General features: G+C 46.3%; 15 protein-coding genes and 1 tRNA gene. 9 read left to right on the top strand and 7 right to left on the bottom strand.

The annotated features are described in order from the left end of the window. Nucleotides 1-9: 9 nt before the first annotated feature. Together O3C43_04620 and O3C43_04615 are read right to left on the bottom strand one after the other, a co-directional pair. The gene (locus O3C43_04620) at nt 10-636 is read right to left on the bottom strand and encodes a hypothetical protein (GenBank protein MDA1065767.1); all 627 of its coding nucleotides are present in this window, start codon (nt 634-636) and stop codon (nt 10-12) included. Then, on the bottom strand, nt 633-1,235 hold the full coding sequence (locus O3C43_04615) for a sigma-70 family RNA polymerase sigma factor (GenBank protein ID MDA1065766.1): 603 nt from the start codon (nt 1,233-1,235) through the stop codon (nt 633-635). Before O3C43_04615 ends, O3C43_04620 begins: the two co-directional genes overlap by 4 nt. A gap of 318 nt (nt 1,236-1,553) precedes the next feature. On the opposite strand from O3C43_04615, the gene O3C43_04610 reads away from it, so the two are divergent. Both O3C43_04610 and O3C43_04605 read left to right on the top strand, forming a co-directional pair. Continuing rightward, nucleotides 1,554-1,629: transfer RNA gene (locus O3C43_04610), tRNA-Lys, on the top strand. Nucleotides 1,630-1,747: 118 nt separating this feature from the next. After that, complete coding sequence (locus O3C43_04605) at nt 1,748-2,152, top strand: LuxR C-terminal-related transcriptional regulator (protein ID MDA1065765.1); 405 nt, start codon at nt 1,748-1,750, stop codon at nt 2,150-2,152. Here the strand turns inward: O3C43_04605 and O3C43_04600 are convergent. Next, on the bottom strand, nt 2,149-2,991 hold the full coding sequence (locus O3C43_04600) for a cobalamin biosynthesis protein CbiX (protein MDA1065764.1): 843 nt from the start codon (nt 2,989-2,991) through the stop codon (nt 2,149-2,151). The two genes, O3C43_04605 and O3C43_04600, sit on opposite strands and share 4 nt — an antisense overlap. A 124-nt stretch (nt 2,992-3,115) precedes the next feature. On the opposite strand from O3C43_04600, the gene O3C43_04595 reads away from it, so the two are divergent. Beyond that, on the top strand, nt 3,116-3,688 hold the full coding sequence (locus O3C43_04595) for an OmpA family protein (GenBank protein ID MDA1065763.1): 573 nt from the start codon (nt 3,116-3,118) through the stop codon (nt 3,686-3,688). A 56-nt stretch (nt 3,689-3,744) separates the two neighbouring features. Here the strand turns inward: O3C43_04595 and O3C43_04590 are convergent, their stop codons facing one another. The 3 genes from O3C43_04590 to purH are packed head-to-tail and all read right to left on the bottom strand — an operon-like array spanning nt 3,745 to nt 7,508. Then, nucleotides 3,745-5,115: a M20/M25/M40 family metallo-hydrolase gene (locus O3C43_04590; GenBank protein MDA1065762.1), complete on the bottom strand. Its 1,371-nt coding sequence runs from the start codon at nt 5,113-5,115 to the stop codon at nt 3,745-3,747. Continuing rightward, on the bottom strand, nt 5,112-5,912 hold the full coding sequence (locus O3C43_04585; GenBank protein ID MDA1065761.1) for a M48 family metallopeptidase: 801 nt from the start codon (nt 5,910-5,912) through the stop codon (nt 5,112-5,114). The genes O3C43_04590 and O3C43_04585 overlap by 4 nt, the downstream gene beginning before the upstream one ends. Before the next feature lie 42 nt (nt 5,913-5,954). Beyond that, nucleotides 5,955-7,508: a bifunctional phosphoribosylaminoimidazolecarboxamide formyltransferase/IMP cyclohydrolase gene (purH, locus tag O3C43_04580; GenBank protein MDA1065760.1), complete on the bottom strand. Its 1,554-nt coding sequence runs from the start codon at nt 7,506-7,508 to the stop codon at nt 5,955-5,957. Nucleotides 7,509-7,702: 194 nt separating this feature from the next. Between purH and O3C43_04575 the strand changes: the two genes are divergently transcribed. Both O3C43_04575 and O3C43_04570 read left to right on the top strand, forming a co-directional pair. After that, nucleotides 7,703-9,058 carry an MBL fold metallo-hydrolase gene (locus tag O3C43_04575; GenBank protein ID MDA1065759.1) on the top strand — a complete coding sequence of 452 codons (1,356 nt, stop codon included), beginning with the start codon at nt 7,703-7,705 and terminating at the stop codon, nt 9,056-9,058. A gap of 20 nt (nt 9,059-9,078) precedes the next feature. Continuing rightward, a complete protein-coding gene (locus tag O3C43_04570; protein MDA1065758.1) occupies nt 9,079-9,552 on the top strand; it encodes a hypothetical protein in 474 nt (157 codons plus the stop codon). Nucleotides 9,553-9,597: 45 nt separating this feature from the next. On the opposite strand, the gene O3C43_04565 is transcribed toward O3C43_04570, so the two are convergent. After that, nucleotides 9,598-10,146 (bottom strand): peroxidase-related enzyme, encoded by a 549-nt coding sequence (locus O3C43_04565; GenBank protein ID MDA1065757.1) that lies wholly within the window; start codon nt 10,144-10,146, stop codon nt 9,598-9,600. 207 nt (nt 10,147-10,353) lie between these two features. Here O3C43_04565 and O3C43_04560 point away from each other — a divergent pair, with 207 nt between their 5' ends. From O3C43_04560 to O3C43_04545, 4 genes are all read left to right on the top strand, one after another. Then, complete coding sequence (locus tag O3C43_04560; protein MDA1065756.1) at nt 10,354-11,754, top strand: efflux transporter outer membrane subunit; 1,401 nt, start codon at nt 10,354-10,356, stop codon at nt 11,752-11,754. 19 nt (nt 11,755-11,773) lie between these two features. Then, entirely contained in the window at nt 11,774-12,871 is a 1,098-nt protein-coding gene (locus tag O3C43_04555) for an efflux RND transporter periplasmic adaptor subunit (protein MDA1065755.1), read from the top strand. Next, the gene (locus tag O3C43_04550; GenBank protein ID MDA1065754.1) at nt 12,872-16,039 is read left to right on the top strand and encodes an efflux RND transporter permease subunit; all 3,168 of its coding nucleotides are present in this window, start codon (nt 12,872-12,874) and stop codon (nt 16,037-16,039) included. A 126-nt stretch (nt 16,040-16,165) separates the two neighbouring features. Beyond that, the gene (locus tag O3C43_04545) at nt 16,166-17,746 is read left to right on the top strand and encodes an arylsulfatase (GenBank protein ID MDA1065753.1); all 1,581 of its coding nucleotides are present in this window, start codon (nt 16,166-16,168) and stop codon (nt 17,744-17,746) included. The last annotated feature ends 13 nt before the right edge of the window (nt 17,747-17,759 follow it).

Below are 17,759 nucleotides of genomic sequence, written 5' to 3'. Positions count from 1 at the left end.
GAAAACGGTCTAACGCTTAAATTCGTAACTAGAATACTCCAGTTCAAAGTCTGGTATTTCTCCTATACCTTCCCTATGGTTGGGCTGGTCCTCATTTTTTGTATAAAACGAAGGTGCTTCTGTGATGGTCCGCAAGCCGGAGTTAGACCTCGCGTGCCGTAGCTCCTGAACATAGGACCAACTTGGACTCTCATTCTGGGCCTTAAGTGCTCTGAAAAATTCAAGAGGTGGTTCAGATTGATTTGGAACAGTTGCCTCGGCAAAAGTTTCGATTTTTTGTAAACTGGAATTATCCGCCCGTACCATGCGGGCGGATCCAAAAGGACCGCTGAAGTAGATAGTGGCGAAAGATCCAATGACAACTATCAAAGCCGCAGCAGCAAACACCTGACGATTTAATGCAAAGAAAGCAGGTTTATTCCGGCCACCAACCAAGGCTGGTGATATCAAAGGAATAACAGGTCTTGCAGTCAGTGCCGCAAAGTGCGTCGCCTGATGCATACGGCAGTAACTTTCGAATGTTTTCTGACGACTACAATTCCTCCCCAACTCGTCTTTCAGGATCGTGAGTTGGGCAGGATTGATTTCCTTGTCTAAATAAAGGTTTACGAGGTCTTCGAAAACATCATCTGTCATTGAAAGTCTTTACCCATTTTTTCTCGTAAACTCATGCGGGCACGAGCTATACGACTTTTTACGGTGCCAATTGAAAGTCTTAATTCGTTCGCTATATCTTCGTAAGACATGTTCTTAACATTACGCATAACAAGTATTTCGTTATGTTTATCCGTTAGATCTTTCATGCATTCGGCAACCTTATCTACAAATTCTTGAGTAACTGTTGCTTCGCTAGGCGATTGGCCTTCAACCGGGCAAATATCGATCAGGCTAAAATCACCTTCATCGGTTAAAGTTTGCTCCAAAGATATTGATTGTCCCCGTTTACGGCGGAACCAATACCAGTATTTGTTGTGGGCCAAGTTTGTGGCAATTTGAAACAGCCAGGTGGAAAAGGCGCTATCACCACGGAATTTTTCGAGTCCACGGTGCGCGCGAACGAATGCATCCTGAGTTACTTCCTCCGCGTCTTGCTTGTTTTTAAGCATCTGGTGGACTCTTGAGTAAATCCTATCCCAGTAACGGGAAACTATTTCGGTAAATGCATCTTCATCGCCGTTTTTAAACTTCTCTACAAGCATACGGTCGATGGCTACTTCCTGTGCTTTATTTGTCATAAGGTTTCTGAGTTGGAAATGATTATTGAAGGTTTGTTCCTTGGCGATGGGTAGTTTCCAGAGTTTACGTCTTTTTATAAATAAACCCTAAAAGGAGTAATGAGTTTCAAGATTTTTTTATCTGAGCTATTGAGATATTCCTTAGTTGTATTTTTAGATGTATAAACCTTAAGAGCGTTCAAATATTCACCAAATAACCTCTTTGATTAATTCCTTGAGAAAGCTCCTCAAGTTATTCCAAATTGACGTTGACATGCTAAGTTCTGCGGCATTTCTTCCCAACTTCTTCACTATTAAGTGAGGAATTGTGGTTTTTATGGGTCGGTAGCTCAATCGGTAGAGCAGGAGATTTTTAATCTCTTGGTTCGGGGTTCAAGTCCCCGCCGGCCTACCACAGTTTTTATGGCTTTTAGATTTAGGTTCTGGACGTCGCGTCCATCCCAACGGAGCCAATTGAACCAACCACCAAGATGCTGGGAATTGAGAATAGTTCTACCTTGGATTAATCCTTCGTGGATTACTTTCTATTGCGATACTACAATACGAATGGTCAACATGTCTACAATATTTGCCTTGAGAATCGACCAGACCTGGTGATTTTGGATATTATGCTTCCCGTAGCGGATGGAGCCACCTGTTTTGGTGATGATAATACCAAAATCCTAAACATCGTTTCAAAAAACCCCAAATCATCCAGGTCCTCAGAAATATTAACTGCAAGGGAACGTGAAATACTGCAACTCGTTGCTGAAGGACTTAGCACTCGGTTGATCTCAGAAAAATTGAGTATAAGTATCAAAACTGCTGAAAACCATCGGACAAATTTAATGCGTAAACTTGATTTGCATAATGCAGCGGGCCTCACACGTTATGCGGTCGATATGGGATTTGTGGAAAATACACCCTTATTCGATTAGGTATTGAATGTTTTGAATGATAGCTTTTTGCCCTCTCCCCACCTTCGAACCAACAGGTCTATCAATAAAGGATGAGTACCTACTAATTCTGTTCGGTAGGTGTTGAGGTCTTTGTTATCTTTTTCCGACGATTCACAAATGGCACTTATGTCTCCTTCTGGTCCTGCATGCCGACCTGGAGATAAAAACAGTTGGGCAATAATGACGGCTCCCGAATTATAGGGAGGCTGATTCAATATCTTTTCCAGGAGCGGTTCGTTAAAATCATAAGCAGAGCCATTGCGACGTTCCATCGAAGCTGGTGAAACATCAATCTCCCGGCTGTTCATTTCTTCCTGAAGGAGTTCAGCAAGTACATTTCTTACCGTGGTGACGGATTCCCTGGGACTTCCATGATCCACTAAAACGACTTTACAACGCTTCAATCCCCGTATTTCCATGGTTTCCAGAACTCGGTCCCGAAGGATTTTTACCAAAATGTCTCCGCCATTTGATTTGCTTTGATAAAGAGAGCCCAAAATCTTTGCCCTGAAGGTGGGATGGTTTTCAGCAACCTTTCTTATTCGACGCGGAAGATAATCATGAATTGCCCCGGACTCACCGAAAAAGAACGGAAGAATTGTAAATGAGTGACTCCCCTCCTCTATCGCTTCAACCAATTGTTTCTCCAAAACCTTAACAACTTTACCATCCAGCTGTTCAGGAGGTATTTTATCACCGTGGAGCAGTGGCGCGGGTATCACTTTTTCTCCAATAACTTTTGAAAGATCATCTGCTATTCGGCACAAATTCAAATAGGCATCTGCTCGAATGGAACCATTATCTACAAGAAATATCATTCTTTACTAAAAAAATAGAAATCTTAGTTGCGCAACCCCATCCTAAAAGTCTACTCCTAATAGTTTAAATTTTGCTGAGTCCTTTTTAGTTAAAAACGCTAACATTTGTACACCCATCGCTTCGATGATGAAAAAAATCACCTATCTAATTTGTTTGTTTGCTATTACCCTATCTTGGATGGGTTGCCAAAGTTCTGGTCGCCCTACTCCTGAAATGACCCGTATGGGCTTAGGTACCGGGCCTGGAGGGGCTGATGGTGACCAAGCTGGAGGAAGAACAAACTCTGGTAATGTTCCTGGTTTCGGATTTGAAAGCGGTGAAAATCTTGACCAACGCGATTCTTCAATCGGCAATCTCGCAAACGCCGATTCCTACGAAGTCGTCTACTTCGATTACGACCGTTCTTATATTCGTGAGTCTGAGCGTTCAAAGCTGAATGAAACCGCCAAGTTCCTACTTCGAGACACTTCGCAAAGGATTGTGGTTGAAGGTCATTGCGACTGGAAAGGAACAACCGACTACAATTTGGCACTTGGTGACCGTCGTGCAAATTCGGTTAAAAGCTACCTGGTTCAACTGGGTGTAGGTCCTTCCAAAATCGAAATCCTGTCAAAGGGCGATTTGGATGCGGTGGAAGGTGCTGACGACGCTGGACGTCAACTAGACCGCCGGGCAAATATCATCCTGATTCCCTAAGCGCCTAAATACTTTTTCAAAAGAGCCTGCTTCCCTGGAGCGGGCTCTTTTGGTTTCTAGTCTGCGATGTCGCTGAGAATGTTCTTAATCAGCTTTTTGCCTTTAGTCATCATGGTTAGACTGAAGCTTTCGTTCGGAGCATGCATACCATCTTCTGGTAAATACAATCCTACCAACAACGTATCCATCCCAAAGACTTTCTTTATGTCACTTATAATGGGGATGCTTCCGCCTTCACGTAGGTAAACGGGTTTCTTTCCAAATAATGCTGCCCCATGTTTTTCGGTCGACTCAAAGGCCTTGGCCAAAACGGGATTCATGTCGGCTGGTGTATTTGGTTTTCCGGGAGGAACAACCAGGTATGGGTTTCCATTGTGTTCAATTTCAAAGCTCAACCGCATTTGTTTGGGGCAACGTTCCTTGATAGTTTCCATTAACAGTTCTTGAATCCGATCAGGGTTTTGATTGGCCACCAATCGACAGCTTATCTTAACGAACGCCTTACTGGGAATCACTGTTTTGGACCCCTTGCCTTGGTAACCTCCACCAATACCATTAAACTCTAAGGTGGGGGCCAGACGAGGCGCTTCAGAGGCATTGAGCCCAGGCACTGTATAGAATTCATTAACCCCTAAAAATGTTTTTAAATCATCCAAATTTTCTTCAGCCCTTACAAGTTCATCACGCTCCCATTGTTCGATACCTTCAATGGAATCGTAGAAACCCGGGATATTGATGGTCCCGTCGCTATTGTGAAGTGACTGACACAAATTTGTAAGTGCGTGAATAGGATTCATAATCGCTCCTCCATACAGGCCGGAATGTAAGTCCTTGGACGCCCCTTCGAGCGAAACTTCCAGGCAGCTGATCCCACGCAAGCCAGTGGTTACGCTAAGTTGATCGGGTCTCAGACTTCCGGAATCGCAAGCAAAAACAAAATCACCGGTGACCCTGGCGGCATAGGGTTCAAGTGCGTGCATAAAACTAGGACTGCCAATCTCTTCTTCACCTTCCAGAATGATAACAATATTTAAACGCAGATCGGGCCGTTCATCTAAAAGTTCAGATAAGACACTCAGATAAACCGAAACCGGCCCTTTGTTGTCGGCAGCGCCTCTCCCGTAAATTCTATCTCCACGAATCTCCGGTTCAAATGGAGCGGATTTCCATAAATCGATTGGATCGGGTGGTTGTACATCATAATGTCCATAAATGACAACCTTCGGTGCTTCCGGTTCTACCAAATGCTCTGCCAAAATAATTGGGTGACCGGTAGTTTTGATGATTTCAACGTCAAACCCGATCGTCTTCAGTTGCCTCTCCAGATAGTCACGCGTATCTGCCAACCCTTGTTTAAAAGCAGAGTCAGCGGAAACACTGGGAAATCGGATCAGGTCTTTTAATATGGTAAGTGGGTCAAGAATCATTGGTAACGACCTTTATTTTCTTCATAAATGGGATTTACTTTTGGCATGAGTGCCTCGAGTCGATCAATTCGTTTAAAGTCCGAAGGGTGCGTGGAAAAGAAAGGTGATGGTTCTTTCCCTTGTTTAACCAAACTCATTTTCATCCAAAAATCCACAGCTGCTTGGGGATTATAACCTGCGCGGGCCGCATATATGACCCCAATCTCATCCGCCTCCAATTCGTGTCTTTGTGAGAAAGGAATCGCCAGTGCATAGGCGGAAGCGGCCCCATAAGCGGCAGTCCAGGCATCGCGGTTTTTATCGTCCTCCAGTGCTACATTTAGCGCAACACCAGCGATCGCCGCAGCGACGCCCTGAGACATTCTTTCAGATCCGTGGCGCGCGGTGACATGCGCAATCTCATGGCCGATGACGGTGGCCAACTCATCGTCGGAGGTGGCAATATCCAAAATTCCTGTATAGACTCCTACCTTTCCGCCCGGTAAGGCAAAAGCATTGATGGTGTTCGGTTCGTCAAACAAGACGAATTCCCACTCAGCACTCGGCAAATCATCCCCAACGGCTTCCGAAATCCGTTGTCCGACTCTATGGAGGCGACCTGTTAGCACAGGGTCGGACGATATGGGGGCCTGGCTTTTCAGTTTTTCGAATTCAGATATTCCAAGCTGTAATTCTTTTCCCACAGAAATAAAATTCAGAGAAGTCCTTCCGGTTTCAGGAACCGTGTAACAACCAGCCAGAACCAAAATGAATGCTGTAAAACAAAGCAGTGGAAATTTAGTGAATGAACGAATCATTAGATTATTGGTTGAAAGAGATTTTTTTTGATTGGACTGCAATTAGTGACGAAAGTGCCTTACGCCGGTAAAAACCATAGCCATACCGCGCTCGTTCGCTGCTGCGATCACTTCATTGTCGCGGACGGATCCACCAGGTTGAATGGCAGCGGTAGCACCAGCATCAGCCGCAGCAAGTAAACCATCAGCGAACGGGAAAAATGCATCGGAAGCAACAATGGAACCCTGCAGATCAAGGCCAGCCTCCTTCGACTTCCAGACCGCAACTTGTGAGCTATCGACCCGTGCCATTTGACCTGCTCCGACACCCAATGTCCGTTTGTTTCCTGCATATACTATGGCATTCGATTTTACGTGTTTAACCACACGCCAGCCAAAAAGTAACGAAGCCCATTCATTTTCTGTCGGTTCCCTCTCAGTAACAACTCGATACTCCATGGGGTTGGCTTTCTTCATGTCTTTGTCCTGGACTAATAGTCCTCCGACCACCGATCGTATCTCGCGAAGGGCTTCAGCTCCTACACCATCCTTGGCTACCATAAGGCGCACGTTCTTGCGTTTGGCAAACTGGGCCAAGGCTTCATCGGTGAAACGGGGGGCAATAACGACTTCGCAAAATATTTCTTTTATGGCCAGAGCGAGTTCTTCATCCACGGTTCGGTTGGCTACAATAATTCCCCCAAAGGTAGCGAGTTTGTCCGTTTCAAAGGCACGATGCCAAGCTTCCATAATGGTGCGCGCACTTGCTACACCACAGGGGTTGGTGTGCTTCAGAATAGCCACGGTTGCCTCTTCAAACTCGCCGATCAGGTAAGTTGCAGCGGTAATATCGAGAATATTATTGTAGCTGAGTTCCTTGCCCTGAAGCTGATCATACACATCAAAGAAATTTCCATAAAGCGCCGCCTGCTGATGTGGATTTTCACCATAGCGAAGGTTTGAAACCTTAGGCAGACTCAGTTCCCAGTTTTTAGGATATCCACTAATGGACTCCATGTCGGGTTCCACTTGCTGAAGTGCCAGATAGTCCGAAATCGCTTTGTCATATTCAGAAGTGCGTCGATAAACCTTCAACGCCAGTTGTTTGCGTAGATCCAGTTTTGCGTCCTCATCTTCCGAGGTCAAAGATTCGAGAACTCGGCTATAATCTTCTGGTTCACAGACCACTGTAACGCTGGCATGATTTTTTGCAGAACTTCTCAACATGGATGGTCCGCCTATATCGATATTCTCGATGGCATCCTCATAACTGCAATTCGGATTTGCCGTTACCTGCTCAAACGGATACAAATTAACCGCAACCAAATCGATCATGGATACTCCGTTCTTCTCGGCTTCCGCCAAGTGGTCCGGCTTATCACGCCTGCATAGAAGTCCACCATGGACCTTAGGATGAAGGGTCTTTACCCTACCCTCCATCATTTCAGGGAATCCGGTATATTCACTAACATCAGTTACCTCAATATTGGCTGCACGCAGCGTCTTGGCGCTACCTCCTGTAGATAAAATGGTATACCCATGTTTTTCAGATAGTACCCGGGCAAAATCTACCAGACCGGTTTTATCGAACACTGAAAGGAGCGCTAATTTACTCATTGATGGCGAGTGTGGGAGTTTTTGTTTTCAGAACAATGCCGAAATGCATTCAACTTCGCTCCATTGTCCTTCGCATATGAATGTTTGCAAAGAGCACTCGCCATAGCCTGATTTTTCATTCTCGATTCAGAAAGTATCCACAATTGCTAAAACAAATTTTCAATCAACAGACCACCAGGCTTTAGACTCCACCTATGAGATACACCGATTTGAATCCTTTTATGGGAATGGGAGCCAATTGTACCCTCATAGAGATTGGTCCCTTCAAGTTAGTCATCGATTGTGGGATTAACCCTAAGAACGTAGGCCTTACGGCCATCCCTAACCTTGATTTACTGGACGGCCATGTAATCGATTTGGGGATTTTAACTCATTGTCATTTGGACCACTTGGGAGCACTTCCCCTATTGGTTAAAAAAGTTCCCGGCATCGAGATTATTATGAGTATTCCCAGTCAAATGCTCTATCAACGTATGCTTCAGAATTCAGTGAATGTCATGCGGCGTCAGCGCGAAGAAAGCTACATACCTGAGTATCCTCTCTATGACCGGGACGATATTGATCGATTGGCAAATCATGTTTACCCAATCATGTATGGTAAAACAAAGGTTCTTGAAAAAGAAGGCGAGCAGCTCTCCGTCACCCTGCACCCGGCAGGCCATGTGGTGGGTGCTGCGGGTATTGAGTTAGTCTACAATAACAGAAAAATATTTTTTACCGGAGATGTTCTTTTCACGCAGCAAAGCACCTTACCTGGTGCCAGGTTTTCTCATGAAACCATCGACACACTGGTAATGGAAACAACTCATGGAGCAAAACCATCGGACCCCGTCTACAACAGAAATGTAGAGGTAAAAAATCTCCTTGAAGCGGTAAACAATACCATCAAAGGAGGTGGTTCTGTACTCATTCCTGTATTTGCATTGGGAAGGATGCAGGAAATTCTCAGTATCTTGTATCAAGCCCGTTTAAGAGGAGCTATTCCAATTACTCCTGTTTTCTCATCTGGCCTTGGGATGGAATTGGCCGAATTTATTGACAAGATAACCAAGCGAACCGAACTCTGTACTTTTTCAAGCAAAGTAATTCGAGAACTGCGTGTGAAACCGGTAAAAAACTTACGTCCAGGAAAACGTGTCCCCCTGCCAGGAATCTTTGTTTGTAGTAGTGGTATGATGGTCGAACACACACCTTCATGGAAAGTCGCAGCCTCGCTTCTACCGTTTAATGAAAACACTATCTGCTTTGTCGGATATTGCGATCCTGACACACCCGGCGGAAAACTGCTTGATACAAAGCCAGGAGAGAAATTTGGTTTTGATACCTTGAACCTGCAACTGCCATTACGTGCACGTCTACGTAGATTTGATCTCAGTGGTCATGCAAGTCGCGACGAACTTCTCACCTTTGCAAAAGTAAAAGAACCTAGAAGTATTGTTCTCTCCCATGGCGATCCCGAAGCTCGTGAATGGTTCAATGGTGCATTGAATGATGCCATCGAAACCGTTCGGGTTATGAATCCCAAGCCATGCGAACCCTGTACCGTTTAACGGTTCACACCTTTTCCCGCATGAATAAAATCAATGTCATCGATAAAGTTATAACTGAGCTGAAGGAAGAAATAGCGTTGGCAATGAAGGCACAGCACGAAACGTTCGAAGCCGCCACGGATGAAGATGCCTATTCTGATGGCAAATACGATACGCGGAGTCTCGAGGCGAGTTACCTTGCGAGCGGCCAAGCTCAAATCATCAAAGAATTGGGAGATGCATTGCAGGCTTTCAAATTATTGAGGACACAACAATTCATTCAACCTCCCACCCAACGAGCGAATTTAGGTTCATTGCTTGAAATAAAGTCCGACAATACTTCAGCTTGGTATTTATTGGGATCCGGAGGTGGTGGCATGGAAGTGATAGTTGAGAATTTGCCAATTCTGGTTCTAACGCTTCATTCACCGCTTGGACAGAAAGTAGTGAACAAGCAAGTTGGCGATTCAGTGACACTTCCAGATGGTGAAGGAATTATCGTTCAGATCATCTAAAAAACTGAACAGATTGCCTGGCTCAAAAACCTGCTTTCGAAGGATTTAATCCTCCTTCAAAAATGAAAGTAAACCGTTGTAACCATTTTCATGCAGCGCTCTACCTCGGTCCTCAAATAGAGTTTGCGTTCCGGCGACTCCATGTCCTTCGACCAATCGATTCATAAAGTTAAACAAAGCTCCCACATTAATTGCATCGTGCAAGGCTTGTTCCGACCAACCAGCCGCCAACACGGAATCGACTAACTCCTGGGTCAATCTCGATGGCTGTAATGTTAGTTGCTTTACATAAACAAGAACCGGCTTCATACGCTCATCAATCGGAGCCGAATCAAGGTCCTCCAGTAGCTTGACTATCAACCCTGCTTCCAATCCAAAGGACTCAGCCGTTACTGAGTGGATGCCGTGACAATATTCACAGGCGTTGAGTCCCGAAACGTATGCTGCTATCAGCTCACGTTCCTTCTGTGAAATTTCCGATTCCTGCCGCATCACTGCTGTATGGTAATGAATCAACGCCCGTCCTGCTATTGAATTTAACTGGAGAATATCCTTCACTCCAACCAATGGCCCATGATTTTTGAAAAAGCTCATAACTCTTACATGTGGAGGAGCTAAACAGCTGTCCACACTTCATCCCAATTTTCTTTAGAAAGGAAACACTAAACGACTCCAAAACGTGATCTGAGTTAAGGAGATTTTACAGTTTGGAATTTTAGTGCTTTAACCCAGGAGGAATGCCCCTAAACCTAACTACTCTATCCTATCTATTGGTGACTGTATTTTCTAACTAACCCTAAGTTGAAAGTTTTCATTAACGTTCCCTGCAAATCTCTTTTACTGGTATTCAGTTCCATCACTCTGTTCATTTCCGGGTGTATGATTGGCCCTGATTATGAAGCACCCGAACTGAATACTCCTTCGGCATACCACAACGCAGCTTCCAATCAGGCTTCCAGCCTAATGGGCGGTTGGAGGCAACTATTTCAATCTCCCGAACTGATAGCTCTCATCGAAAAAGCGGAGAGAAATAATCACACTCTGATAGCAGCCTGGCAGTCTGTGGTTGCCTCGCGCGCCATTACCCGCAGGTTCAAGGCCGAAGGCCTACCTCAAGTAGACACCGGTCTAAGCGTAAATTATTTTAACAATTCGGACGCCGTTGCACAGGACGGATCGGGGGACTCTGGTGAAAGATATGACGCCGATGTGCTAGCCAGATGGGAGTTGGATTTATTCGGAAAAATACGGCGAAGCGTGCAAGCGGCAGAAGCGAATGCAGATGCTCAGGAAGCGCTTTACCAAGATTTCTTGTTTACTCTGCAGGCGGATGTGGCATCGCTCTATTTTCAAATTCAATCATTTCAGTCTGAAATCGAGTTGTTGCAAAGAAGCCAGGAAACCAGACAAGAATCGCTCGACCTCATCAAACAGCGATTTCAAGCAGGAACGGTAAGTGAACTGGCAGTTGCTCAAACAACCTCACTCCTCGCGAACGCAGAATCACGGCTCTACAGTGCAATGCGAACTCAAAACAGTCTCAAATATGCATTGGCAGCCTTGCTGGGAGAAACTCCAGGGACCTTCCGATTTATCCCTTCTCCTTTGGACGACGATCCACCGAAAGTTCCAGCTGGTATTCCCGGAGATCTGCTTTCACGTCGTCCAGACATTCGAGCAGCGGAACGATCACTCGCTGCCTCAAACGAGTTTGTCGGAGTCGCCAAAGCCTCCTTTTTTCCAAGCATCACTCTAAGTGGAACCCTGGGATACGCATCTCGTGATTGGAATAATCTTTTCAATTCTGGATCTTCCTTTGATAGCTTAAGGCCTGGTGTTACGGTCCCCCTATTCGAAGGCGGACGATTAAGAGCGAACGAGCAACAAGCACTTGCACTCTATAAAAAGGATCTTGAACTCTATATGCAGACTGTGATTTCCGCCGTGACGGAGACGGAAGACATGCTGCAGTCCATTCGCTTGCTCGACCAACAACGAATAGCAATCGGTAAAGCCGTAGAAGCTTCTCAACAGGCCCGACGGATTTCATTACTACAGTACCAACGTGGACTGTCTGATTTTATAACTGCTCTGGATGCCGAACGAACTGCACTCGATGCCGAGCAGCAATTTGTCCAAGTGAAGCGCGCTCAATATTTAGCGGCTATCAATCTTGTGCGTGCTTTGGGAGGCGCGTGGTAAAGTCCTTTTCTAAATAACTATGACCCTTAGAAATATACTTTTACGAACCCGCAGACTTCCCGAGATCCTACTGATCTTTCTGCCTTTGTTTCATTCATTTGGTCAAACGCCGGTCTCGGTAGCTAAACCTCTGGTAGAAACATCTCAATCTCGCTTTCAATTTACCGGAACCATCACCTCCGAACGCGAAGCGGCCATTTCTCCTCGAGTAGCCGGATTGGTTTCCAAAGCAGACGCAGAAATGGGTTTCCTTGCAAAAAAAGGAGACCTGTTGGTGAGCCTCGATGACACCTTGGCACGTATGGAGCTGAAGGAAAAGGAGCTGAATCTGGAAGCGGCTCTGGCCGAGCTGGCCAATTCAAAGCGCCGCTTTGATGAAGCTGTGGAATTAGGCGATTCCAATTTTCCCCGATCCGAACGAGAAAACCGGGAGACCACTTATCGCATGGCAGAAATTGCGGTCAGTCGAATGAAAACCATGGTCGAAACTCAAAGAGAAATTGTTGAGCGGCACCGTATCATTGCACCATACACGGGTACCGTTATCGAAAAAAATGCTGAGGTAGGAGAATGGGTGCAAACGGGCAATCCAGTATTGCGTTTTGTCGACACCGAAAACCTTCGCTTCGATATACAAGTGCCTCAGGAACAAATGAGTCTCATTCTAAAATCGAGCGCTGTGACCGTACACATCGCTGGAGCCGTTGGAGATCCTTTCGATGCACATATCGAAGCACGATCACCTACAGTGGACGTTAAGACACGGACTTTTCAGGTTCGCATCGGTCTAGATAATCCACCTGCTTTTGTAAAACCCGGCATGTCAGCGGAGGCTGTATTCAAACCTGTTTCGGATTCGGCAAACTTGTTTATACCACGAGACGCGATCTTAAGAACATCCGACTCCAAAGTAATCGTTTGGGTGGCAAAAACAAGTGGTCCCAAAACTCTGGCATCCAAACGAAGCGTTCAACTTGGTGCATCAAGTGGTGACATCATAGCAGTAATAACAGGTCTCGAGGCTTCGGATGAAGTGATATACCAAGGTAATGAATCGCTTCAAGAAGGTCAGGAAATCCATATCGTAGATTCCATAATCCCCACGTTTAGTCGTTAGATGTTTGATTGGTGCATAAAACATCCCACCCAGGTAGCAGTTATCGCGTTGCTCATTTGCGTTTTGGGAGTAGTGGCTGCCGTCAGGATACCGGTTCAGATGATTCCAGATCTTGATATACGCACCATATCCGTTGTTACAGGTTGGCCCGGCGCCACTCCGCAGGACGTGGAAAAAGAAATCCTGATTGAGCAGGAAGATTACCTGCAAAATGTCCAGGGTCTTCAGCGCATGATCTCATCTGCCTCCATGGGCTCCGCCAGCATTGAACTCGAATTTCCTTCAACAATCGACGTGAACGACGCGCTCATCCGTGTCTTAAACGCCCTAAGCCAAGTGCCCAGCTATCCGGAAAACGTGGATGAACCCCTCGTGATAGCTACATCGTTTTCGTCCAACAACTTCATGTTCTTTGCGATTCAGGATACTTCAGGGAAAAGAACACCGGAAGATGTGCTACGTATGTTCGACTTCATTGTTCAAAGAGTAAAGCCGCGTATGGGGCGCGTTCCGGGAGTATCGGACGTTCGCATACAGGGCGCTCCGGAACAACAGATCCGTATCAACGTGGATCTGGCTCGCCTTGCCGCGGTGGGCATAACGATGCAGGAGGTAAGAGATTCGATTCGTGACCGCAACCGGGATATTTCCGCAGGAGATATAAGTAGTGGAAAACGTCGTTACCTCGTCCGGACAGTTGGTCGCTTCGAATCACCGGAGGAATTGTCATCCATCATTTTGCGTCGGACCGGAGATTCAGTAACGACCTTGGGTGATGTTGCTGAAGTAGAACTTGGATTATACGAGCAAAGGTCCCTGGCCTATCTCAATACCTTTCCAAGTATTCTTGCCTCGGTGTCACGGGAAATTGGTTCCAATGTGATCGATATCCGCGACGCCATGATGGAGGTAGTGGAGGAAATCAATCAGGACGTGTTGGGTCCCGAACAACTTGTAATGTTTAAGACCAGCGACGATGTGCGCTACGTGGAGGCTTCCATACAAAACGTTTGGCGGAATCTCATTCTAGGTGCCATCGCAGCAAGCATCGTTTTGTGGCTGTTTCTAAGATCCATTTCAGGAACGCTACTCTGCGTGGCTGGTATCCCGATATGCACCATCGCCGCCTTTATCGGACTCCAGGCGGCAGGCCGAACCATCAATGTTATTTCTCTGGCTGGTGTGGCCTTCGCCATTGGAATGACAGTGGACAATGCGATTGTGGTACTGGAGAGCATCGAAAAGAAGCGACGCGAAGGCCACGGTCGAATCGATGCTGCTTTGATTGGCGTCAAAGAAGTGTGGTCCTCCGTTCTCGCTTCCACCATGACCACCATCATCGTGTTTACGCCCGTCTGGCTCATCAAAGAAGAAGCCGGGCAATTGTTTTCCGATATTTCCATCGCGATATCCGGCGCTATTTTGGCTTCGATGCTGGTTTCTATTGCCATCATTCCTACCGCCAGTATCCGGTTTAAAACTTTGGGGAAAACCGCGAAAATAGGTACGCAACGTCCCCGTCTATTTCAATTCTTTGATTCTCTCATCGAGAAACTGGTTACTTCCTCCAAGGGAGCCCTAGTCGGTGTTATGGCCACCATTGGTGTAAGCAGCTCCATCATTTATTTTATGACTCCTGCAGCTGAATATCTTCCGGAAGGAGAGGAAGCCAAAATATTCTGCCGGATATTACCGCCGCCTGGTTACAACCTTCAAACACTGGAGACTATAGCAAAGGAGATAAACGAAAAGTTCAGTCCCTTCTTGGTACAAAATGGTTCTTTAGAAAATGAATCGCTGGACAAATCGATCCCCCCAATTATTCGACTACGCGTCACCATCAGCAACGATAGAAGCCTGGTGGTGGCTGAAACCTGGGATCCGAATCGAATCGATGAACTTCGAGTTGTGTTTTCAGACTACCTTAAACAATTTCCCGGAATTCGCAGTTTTATCAGCAAAGGTTCCATCATTTCCAGCAATGATGGTGGCTCTCGAAGCGTAAATCTCGATATTGGCGGACCTGATTTGGGCGAAATTTATCAGGTTGCAGAAGCGGCCTATCGGCGGGCCTTTGAAGTATTCGATGAGCCTTCGGTCAATTCCACACCTTCCGCCCTCAGTCTCCAACAACCAATGGTTGAAATTCGACCCGATTGGGCTCGTGCCACCGAGCTTGGATTTACCAACGCTTCTTTAGGATTCACAATTCGGGCCCTTACAGATGGTGCCTATGTGGATGAATTTCTCCTGGATGGACGTCGGGTCGACATGTTTCTTTACAGTGGAAAAGGCGAAGTTGAAAGCCTGGATGCACTGGCAAATCTTCCCATTTATGCTCCGGCCGGAGGCGTGGTTTCCATGGATTCTTTTGCTGAGTTGGTAGAGACCGTAGATACCGATTCAATACGAAGACTCAATGGTGACCGAACCGTTACATTGAACATTATTCCTCCCAAATCGGTAGCCTTGGAAGACGCGGTCGAAGTCGTTCGAAAGGACCTGGTAAAGTATATGCGAGACCAGGATCTTGTTCCTCAGGGAGTAGCCGTCGATGTCACTGGGGCTGGCGACCAATTACTTAAAACTCGGGAAGCACTTTTGGGAAATTTCCTGATTGCAGTGATATTATCCTATCTCCTTTTGAGTGCTGTATTTTCGCACTGGGGATTTCCCTGGATTATTCTGGCAACGGTACCAATTGGAATAGCAGGAGGTATTGGCGGACTCTGGTTATTGAATAACGGAGGTGCATTCCTGGGGCTACTTGGAATGAAATCCATACAACAGCCTTTCGACATGATAACGATGCTGGGTTTTCTTATTTTGTTAGGCACAGTGGTAAATAATCCGATACTCATCGTCAGCGGCACAATCGATCGCTTAAGAGCAGGCGGCCAGGTGGCGATGTCTGTCAGGGATGCAACTCTCTCTCGGATACGACCTATTCTGATGTCCACAACAACGACAGTATTTGGCATTGCGCCATTGGTTATATTTCCCGGAGCTGGAACCGAATTATATAGAGGGGTTGGAGCAATTGTGCTGTTCGGCTTACTATTTTCGACCTTTGTTACTTTGGTATTTCTTCCGTCATTCCTCGTACTTTGCTTGAAAATTACGAGCAGGCTTTTTACTAAAGCCACCCCTGTCTCAGGCCAGCTGTAGGCGGAAATTCATGCCACATTAATAGTGTCCACTGGTCATCCTTGCAATCTGCTTCTATTCAGATTTCAAAGTCGTTATTGCTGATGGTGATTGAAAAGCTAAGAGAAGAAGGTTTAAAAAATTACCATGCAACGTTACCGGGATCATTTTATTCGAAGTATCTATTTGTTAATTCCAATACTTTTACTTCTTCATGGTGAAAGCTTTGGTCAAGCACCCATCCGTCCCAATATCATTTTCATCATGGCGGACGATATGGGTTGGAATCAATCGGGCTTCAATGGAGGCAACAAGGAGCTAACTCCTCACATCGACAAACTGGCCGAGGAAGGGTTGCAGTTGACCCAATATTACACGCACTCAGTATGCGCTCCAACGAGAGCCGCCTTCTTGACCGGTAAATACGCTTTCCGAACCTGGAGTGACTGGCGGACTGAAGATTTCGGAAAGGCGAGCTACCTTGCTAAACTGGGACTTACCCTGGCCTACAACGACCGAGGAGAACCAACCCGACGCATTCATGGTTTAGACACCAATGAACGAACGATCGCCGAGGCACTCAAGGAAGCTGGTTACTTTACTGCAATCATCGGCAAATGGCACGCAGGCGAATGGCTGCCTGAGCACCTCCCCATGGGCCAGGGATTCATGTACCAATACGGTCACTACGCGTGGGGAATTGATTATTTTCAGAAAACCATTGAGCACAACGCGCCAGCTACTTTTGCGGTTTACGACTGGCATCGAAATCAGAAACCAGTTCAGGAATCTGGATATTCGACCGATTTATTTACGAAGGAAACGGTCAAACTAATCGCCAACCAGGCTGACCGCTCAAAGATGGGACAACCCTTCTTTTTATACGTGGCCTATAACGCAGTTCACGGTCCACTCAACGTTCCAGGCCGCTATAAACACCTGGATGCCCGCGATGCCATGCTGAAGGCTCTCGATGATGGAGTTGGCCAAATTGTCGAAGCGTTGGATTTACATCAAATGCGTGACAATACCTTGCTTGTATTTACCAATGACAACGGACCAGTCATGGAAGAACTGAGTAAGCCTTACCGGGGAACGAAGAACACCACTTTTGAAGGCGGAGTTAGATCGCCAGCAATTGTTCGTTGGCCGGGCCATACAACCAGCGGTAGTAAAACCAATGGAATGATGTTTGTCGCGGATTGGTTCAGCACCTTCATTTCCGTGGCTGGTGGGTCCCATAAACAGGAGACCCAGGTAGACGCTTTGGATATGAGCCCAATGTTGTTTCACGGAGCAGACAGTCCGAGGGACGAAATATTTTATGACGTTTCAGGGAGTGTTCGACTTCCAACTATCCGAAAGGGTGACTACAAGCTTATGGGCGATGCCTTATACAACATCGTAACAGATCCTTACGAAACTACGGACGTCGCCGATCAGCACCCGAAGTTGGTTACGCAGTTAAAAAACCGACTAAAAATAGTGGGTGACGAAAGACCTCCGTTAGGAGACAAACCCTTATTGATGGATCCACCTCTTCCTTATGTTTACGGGCAGGAAGAAAACCTGAATCCTCCGCAGTGGCTTAAAGATCATGTAGACGCGATAAGAGAAACCCAACCTCAGTCCTGGGCCGAAGGTGAAACTCCCTGGCCTAAAGCTCCCCAAGGCGCTAACGCCAGCAAAATGACCGGGGGTGTAGATGAAAGGCCAGTGAGCAAATGAAAAACTATTTTGG

Source organism: Verrucomicrobiota bacterium, assembly GCA_027622555.1.
Taxonomy (GTDB): Bacteria; Verrucomicrobiota; Verrucomicrobiia; order Opitutales; family UBA2995; genus UBA2995.
Note: the sequence above shows the minus strand (reverse complement) of the source record. Positions and strands in the feature narration are given on the sequence as shown.

Coding starts and splice junctions, on each gene's coding strand:
- O3C43_04620 (MDA1065767.1), bottom strand. CDS start 636: ATGACAGATGATGTTTTCGAAGACCTCGTAAACCTTTATTTAGACAAG.
- O3C43_04615 (MDA1065766.1), bottom strand. CDS start 1,235: ATGACAAATAAAGCACAGGAAGTAGCCATCGACCGTATGCTTGTAGAG.
- O3C43_04600 (MDA1065764.1), bottom strand. CDS start 2,991: ATGATATTTCTTGTAGATAATGGTTCCATTCGAGCAGATGCCTATTTG.
- O3C43_04595 (MDA1065763.1), top strand. CDS start 3,116: ATGATGAAAAAAATCACCTATCTAATTTGTTTGTTTGCTATTACCCTA.
- O3C43_04590 (MDA1065762.1), bottom strand. CDS start 5,115: ATGATTCTTGACCCACTTACCATATTAAAAGACCTGATCCGATTTCCC.
- O3C43_04585 (MDA1065761.1), bottom strand. CDS start 5,912: ATGATTCGTTCATTCACTAAATTTCCACTGCTTTGTTTTACAGCATTC.
- purH (MDA1065760.1), bottom strand. CDS start 7,508: ATGAGTAAATTAGCGCTCCTTTCAGTGTTCGATAAAACCGGTCTGGTA.
- O3C43_04575 (MDA1065759.1), top strand. CDS start 7,703: ATGAGATACACCGATTTGAATCCTTTTATGGGAATGGGAGCCAATTGT.
- O3C43_04570 (MDA1065758.1), top strand. CDS start 9,079: ATGAATAAAATCAATGTCATCGATAAAGTTATAACTGAGCTGAAGGAA.
- O3C43_04565 (MDA1065757.1), bottom strand. CDS start 10,146: ATGAGCTTTTTCAAAAATCATGGGCCATTGGTTGGAGTGAAGGATATT.
- O3C43_04555 (MDA1065755.1), top strand. CDS start 11,774: ATGACCCTTAGAAATATACTTTTACGAACCCGCAGACTTCCCGAGATC.
- O3C43_04550 (MDA1065754.1), top strand. CDS start 12,872: ATGTTTGATTGGTGCATAAAACATCCCACCCAGGTAGCAGTTATCGCG.
- O3C43_04545 (MDA1065753.1), top strand. CDS start 16,166: ATGCAACGTTACCGGGATCATTTTATTCGAAGTATCTATTTGTTAATT.